The following is a 3,564-nucleotide window of genomic DNA, read 5'->3' on the forward strand; positions in this document are numbered from 1 at the left end:
CAACCGCTGCCACTTGATCCATGTTCCTGCTACCCCCGGTGAGCTCACGGCATGGTCGTCGGACCCGCCCCCTTATTCTTACCGTCCGCTCGCGTTCGACAAAGGCCAACTACCTCAAACTGACTAAAACTGTGGATAAACGCACCAAAAGACGCCAGCGGTGGCAAAATGGTGCCATGCCCCGATTCCTGACTCTGGCGGATGTCGCCGAACAACTCCAAATCAATTCACCGCAGGCTTATGCCTTGGTGCGTAGCGGGGAGTTGAAAGCCATTCAGGTCGGCGGACGCGGCCAATGGCGCATCGAGGAGACAATGCTGGAACAGTACATCCAGGAGCGTTACGCCGAAGCGAACCGCATGATTCAGGAAGCAAAAACCAAGGCGAACCAACCGGCTGCTGCTGAGTAACTACTGCCCTGCTGCTGAACATAGGGCTGCAACAGCACTGAACGGGAGTGTCATGACAGAGGCTACGTTGCCCGCTCGCCTCACTTCGCCGTCCCGGACCACAGCCAGATCGAAATGGTCCCGGCCGACCCTGTCTATGACGCCCGCGATCTTCATGCCGTTGCCGGACCGCGTGCTGAAATAAACAACAAGGGGGGACCGGTCCCTCGCAAGCGCCCTTAATGCTGAGGCGATCCCTGGCAGTTGCATGAGCGTCGATGCAGGCTTGAGGGCCAGCCTCCCCAAACCTTCGAAGCTGAGCACTGCCGCGAAAGGCACCAGCCACTGCCGCGGGCCCTCCGACAACACCAACCATTCGGCGCCTACACGCCCCACGAGGCCTTGAATGATGCTGCTGTCCACCAGAACGAGCTTGACCACAGAGCCGGCTGCGCCTCGGAGCCGATCCCCCAGAGCCACGCCGGCAAGCTCCACCCTGGAGCGCTCGGCGATCTCGGATTCCGCTTCCAGAGCACGTTCAGCAGAAAATTGTGCTTCCAAGTCGTCAAAGAGAGAGTCCCATCTCATGTTAGAAGACTAGGCTGCAACATGTAGGCACGGCGAATAAGGCGCCACCATGTATCCCGGATTGGACAGAAAGCCTCAGACGTGACCACAATGGGCCTAACGATGCCAAAACACATCAAACTGCATCAATCTAAGCTTGGGGGCTTTGATGGCAAGACAATTACGCAGCGACGCATGTCTCGCTGCAACGATCCTGGGCCTTGGGCTGCTGCTGGTTTTCGTTGGCGCCAAGCTCCTGGAGCAATGGCGGTCAGCGGGCCATCATCACCAGAGCTTTTCGTTTGAGAACCTGCTCGGTCTTCTAGCGACCGGTTCCGGCTTGGCATTGGTGGCGTGGTGGATCCTCTCGTTGCTGCTCGCCTTTTTAGCATCCCTGCTACACCTGGGCGGACGCAAAAGAGGGGCCAACGCCCTCGCCAAATTCAGCCCCGCCTTTATGCTGCGGCTCGCTGTAGCCATGGTGGGCTTGAATCTCTTGGGTGGCCCCATGGCGCAAGCAGCGCCTCCCACGCCCGACCCGGGTTGGGGAACCGCGATGGCGAATGTTGCGCCGTCTCCTCACCCGGCCTGGACCCCAACGTCCGTTGCGGGGCCTGCGCCGGCATCACCGAGGTCCATGGCCGAGACGCCGCCGGAAGCGCGCGACCCACGCTGGAAGCCGAAATCGCCTGCCACCGATCCCGGGCTTCTAAGCCGGCCATCGACCAGGCAAGAGAACTCTCCGAAGGAAAACGGCGTCGTCGTGAAGGTGGGAGACTCCCTTTGGTCTATTGCAGCAGCAAGGCTGGGGCCCCTTGCCACGGACGTAGATATCGCATTGATGTGGCCCAAGTGGTACGCCGCAAACCGCTCAGCCATCGGTGTGGATCCTTCAGCGTTGATCCCGGGCCAGATCCTGCGGCCACCCCTACCCGGCTAACAGTCCAGGGGTAGGCAACCCCCAATTATTTGGCCCACTCAGGGGCCGTATCTGCCACAAAAGCAGCAAGTTCAGCGTCATCCCAGCAGAAGCCACCAGAACAGGTCGTCCCCACGACCCCGTTCATGCAGTGAATGCCTGAGGTATGACCATGACCGTTGTCACCGCTAGCCGGCCCACCGGCCGACCAAGCACCCAACGAACTTTTGCGGGCCACGGTTCGAGCAGTAGGGACATCGACGTTCGGTTGGTTGCCCGCAGTATTGCGCAAGCAGCGCTGGAGGTCCTGGCCGGCACACGCGCCATCAGCCAGCTCTCCCGTTCCTTGGACCCTGACTGCTACACATCACTGCAACACAGGGCAGCACTCACCCGCAAGCACGCCGCAAGGGTCCGTGGAAACCAGCATCCACACAGCAGCCCCATGGTTCGCTCTGTTAGAACCTGCTCTATTTCCGACGACATTTGTGAGGCAAGCATTGTTGTCGCGGAAGAACAACGATGCCGCGCGGTGGCCATGAGGTTGGAGCGCCTGGATGGCGTCTGGAAGGTTACGGCATTGGAGATCGGATAGCCCGAACCCACCAATCGCAGGCAAACGCCCAGAGGGCAGCAAAAAGGGCGAACCCCGGAGCTTAAATCCGGGGTTCGCCCTTTTGACTGAACACTGTCAGTACTTGGCCCGCCAGCCGATCAGGCTATAGACCTGACGGGAAGTACTGAATCAGCGGCGCTTCTTCTTTGCCGGCTTTCGCTGTTCTTGGCCTGCAGCCTTGGCCGGGTTGCCGGACCGACCGGAAGCACGGCCCTCAATACGCGTTTGGGTTGCACCATCTTCGCCTGGAGCGGTGTACTGCAACTGCGCCGGCTTCTCCGGTGCCTGCAGACCCGCAGCCCGGATCTGCGGTTCATGATGTTCAGTGTGCGTGCCCTCGGGGGTGTCGTCCGTAACCACTACATCTTCGGCGGGTGTGACCTCAACCTCAAGGTTGTACAGGAATCCGATGCTCTCCTCGCGGATGGCTTCCATCATCGACTGGAACATCACGAAGCCTTCACGCTGGTACTCCACCAGGGGATCGCGCTGAGCCATCGCCCGAAGACCGATGCCTTCCTTGAGGTAGTCCATCTCGTAGAGATGTTCCTGCCACTTACGCCCAAGGACGGAGAGGACAACACGGCGCTCGAGCTCGCGCATGCTCTCAGAGCCGATAGCCTCTTCGCGGGCTTGATAGACAAGTCTGGCATCCGAGAGGATCTCATCCTTCAGGAAGTCAGCGGTGACCCTGGACCTGCCACCTGCTTCCTCGATGATCTCGTCAGCGGTAACAGTTGCGGGATAGAGGGTCTTCAGGTTGGTCCACAGTTGGTTGAAGTCCCAATCGTCACCAGTTCCCTCAGCAGTGGCCGCGTCGATGAGTGCATTGATGGTGTCTTCCAGGAAGTACTGGACCTTTTCGTGAAGGTCATCACCTTCAAGAATCCGGCGACGGTCCCCGTAGATAGCTTCGCGTTGGCGGTTAAGGACGTCATCGTACTTGAGGACGTTCTTTCGCTGCTCGGCGTTGCGGCCCTCCACTTGGCCCTGGGCCGATGCGATGGCGCGCGAGACGAGCTTGGATTCAAGGGCAACGTCGTCCGGTACGGAGCTGTTCATGAGGCGTTCGG

4 protein-coding genes and 1 pseudogene are annotated in these 3,564 nt (G+C 59.9%); 3 read left to right on the forward strand and 2 right to left on the reverse strand.

Annotated features, from left to right (window positions below):
* Positions 1-176: 176 nt before the first annotated feature.
* Entirely contained in the window at positions 177-410 is a 234-nt protein-coding gene (locus tag HP499_RS22185; RefSeq protein WP_172326258.1) for a helix-turn-helix domain-containing protein, read from the forward strand.
* Here HP499_RS22185 and HP499_RS22190 read toward each other — a convergent pair whose 3' ends face one another.
* Positions 411-977: a hypothetical protein gene (locus HP499_RS22190; protein WP_172326259.1), complete on the reverse strand. Its 567-nt coding sequence runs from the start codon at positions 975-977 to the stop codon at positions 411-413. It lies immediately after the preceding gene.
* Between the two features lie 148 nt (positions 978-1,125).
* Between HP499_RS22190 and HP499_RS22195 the strand changes: the two genes are divergently transcribed.
* Together HP499_RS22195 and HP499_RS22200 are read left to right on the forward strand one after the other, a co-directional pair.
* Positions 1,126-1,896, forward strand: coding sequence for a LysM peptidoglycan-binding domain-containing protein (locus tag HP499_RS22195; protein WP_172326260.1), 771 nt, complete (start codon positions 1,126-1,128; stop codon positions 1,894-1,896).
* Positions 1,897-2,047: 151 nt separating this feature from the next.
* Complete coding sequence (locus tag HP499_RS22200) at positions 2,048-2,470, forward strand: Rv3235 family protein (protein WP_253951743.1); 423 nt, start codon at positions 2,048-2,050, stop codon at positions 2,468-2,470.
* Positions 2,471-2,620: 150 nt separating this feature from the next.
* On the opposite strand, the pseudogene HP499_RS22205 reads toward HP499_RS22200, so the two are convergent.
* Positions 2,621-3,564, reverse strand: a pseudogene (locus HP499_RS22205) (preprotein translocase subunit SecA); the annotation flags it as partial.

It is taken from the genome of Paenarthrobacter sp. CM16, from assembly GCF_013179505.1.
GTDB lineage: Bacteria > Actinomycetota > Actinomycetes > Actinomycetales > Micrococcaceae > Arthrobacter.

What these genes read in the sequence shown, in the direction of transcription:
- HP499_RS22185 (WP_172326258.1), top strand. Translation starts at nt 177, where the DNA reads ATGCCCCGATTCCTGACTCTGGCGGATGTCGCCGAACAACTCCAAATC.
- HP499_RS22190 (WP_172326259.1), bottom strand. Translation starts at nt 977, where the DNA reads ATGAGATGGGACTCTCTCTTTGACGACTTGGAAGCACAATTTTCTGCT.
- HP499_RS22195 (WP_172326260.1), top strand. Translation starts at nt 1,126, where the DNA reads ATGGCAAGACAATTACGCAGCGACGCATGTCTCGCTGCAACGATCCTG.
- HP499_RS22200 (WP_253951743.1), top strand. Translation starts at nt 2,048, where the DNA reads ATGACCGTTGTCACCGCTAGCCGGCCCACCGGCCGACCAAGCACCCAA.